Origin of the sequence: Wenzhouxiangella sp. XN24, assembly GCF_011064545.1 — a bacterium.
Classification (GTDB): Bacteria; Pseudomonadota; Gammaproteobacteria; order Steroidobacterales; family XN24; genus XN24.
Window position 1 is genome coordinate 1 of sequence record NZ_JAAMFG010000009.1, and the last position, 1,889, is coordinate 1,889.

The following is a 1,889-nucleotide window of genomic DNA, read 5'->3' on the forward strand; positions in this document are numbered from 1 at the left end:
GGTGGTTCCAAGCTCGTCGAGCAGGCCGGCGCCACCATGGAGGAGATCGTCTCCGCCGTGAAGCGGGTCACCGACATCATGGCCGAGATCTCCGCGGCATCCGATGAGCAGAGCCAGGGCATCGAGCAGGTGTCCACCGCCGTCACGCAGATGGACGAGGTCACGCAGCAGAATGCCGCCCTGGTCGAAGAGTCGGCTGCCGCTGCCTCCTCCCTCGAGGACCAGGCCCATGGCCTCGCCCAGGCCGTCTCCGTGTTCCGCATCGACGACGCCAAGACCTCCGGCATCGCACCGCGCAGCACGCCGGCCAAGGCGCCGGCCGCCAAGGCACCCGCCGCCAAGGCCAACGGCGGCATGCCCAAGGCCCCGGCCCGCAAGATGCCCAAACCCGCTGCTGTCGCCGACGTCGGCGAGGAGTGGGCAGAGTTCTAGACCCCCCTCGGCCCCGGCCTCACGGCCGGGGCTCCTGCCTCCCCCCTTGGCAGGTCGGCCGGGTTGCAGCAATGCAACCCGGCCATTTTTTTGCCGCGGGGAATCGCGGATCTCGATCTCGGCTCAAGTGCCAGCTCCCCACGACGATCTTTATGCTGCATCGCACCCATAGGGTTTTTTTAGACAAAAACTAAAGACCCGGCATTTGCTGCCGATTCAACAAATAGGTGCCGCCACTTTCCAGGCAGCACACGGATACGTGGTCCACCCACCCCGTGGCCAGGGCAAGCGGCCACACCAAAGCAGGGATCAAGAAGAATGAAGCAACTGAAACTCCAGACACGCATCGCGTTGCCGGTGTCGCTGTTCATTGCCACCGTCGTCCTTGGCGGGGCCATCAGCCTTGCGGTGCTGGACAGCCGACGCATGACCAACGATGTCGCCGCGGAAGCGCAGCGCCAGGGCGCGGCCACCGTCGGACTGCTGGAAGTGATCGATGCCCTGGTGACCGAACAGGCCATCAGCGCCATGACATTGCTTCAAGAGCGCGCCGACGAGATGGGGCTGCCCTATCTCGAGGGCGAAACGGTCGTCGGCGATCGCACGGTCCCGCAGCTCTATTTCGGCGACGAACCACAGGCCAACCGTTTCAATCTCGTCGACCAGGTGGTAGGCACCGTCGGCGGCAGCGCCACGCTCTTCGTCAAGAGCGGCGATGATTTTGTGCGTGTCTCGACCAACGTCGTGAGCAACGGCAAGCGCGCGATCGGCACCATCCTGAACCCCAACGGCCAGGCCATCCAGTCGATCCGCGATAATCGCCCGTACTACGGCATGGTGGATATTCTCGGCGAGCCCTACATCGCCGGTTACGAGCCGCTGCGCTCCATGTATGGCGAGACGGTCGGCATCTGGTACGTGGGCTTCAAGCTGGACATGGAGATCCTCCAGGTCCTGATCGCCGAGAGCCGGCTGCTGGAAAGCGGCTTCACCGCTCTGCTGGATCGCAGTGGCGGAGTCCGCTTCCATTCGGCCCACGTCGAACCCGACTTCGTCTCGGGCATCGCTTCGGGCAATCCCGAGTGGACCATCACCCGCGTGCCATTCGAGCCGTGGGGCTTCGAGGTCGTCAGCGCCTATCCGAACAGCGAGGTCACTGCGCTTTCGAGGACCCGCGCGATCGGCATCATCGCCCTCGGCCTGGTCGCCTGCCTGGCGCTGATCGGATTGCTGGTCTGGCTGGTGCGTCGTCTCGTGATCCGCCCGCTCGGCGGCGAGCCGAGCTACGCGATGACCGTGGCCCAGCGCATCGCGCATGGCGAGCTGGACGAGGACGTCAGTATCAAGGAAGGCGACAGCCACAGCATGCTGGCGGCCATGCGCGAGGCCCAGCAGAGCCTGCGCGGCATCATCGGCCAGATGCGTCACATGTCGTCCGAGCACGACAAGGGCGACAT

The 1,889-nt window shown here is 65.1% G+C and carries 2 protein-coding genes; both read left to right on the forward strand.

The window, feature by feature from the left end:
* Positions 1-432: methyl-accepting chemotaxis protein (locus G6032_RS00165; protein WP_240901830.1), on the forward strand; the 432-nt coding region annotated here is incomplete at its 5' end.
* 318 nt (positions 433-750) lie between these two features.
* Positions 751-1,889, forward strand: a 1,139-nt coding sequence (locus G6032_RS00170) for a Cache 3/Cache 2 fusion domain-containing protein (RefSeq protein ID WP_165280112.1), incomplete at its 3' end; no start/stop codon positions are given.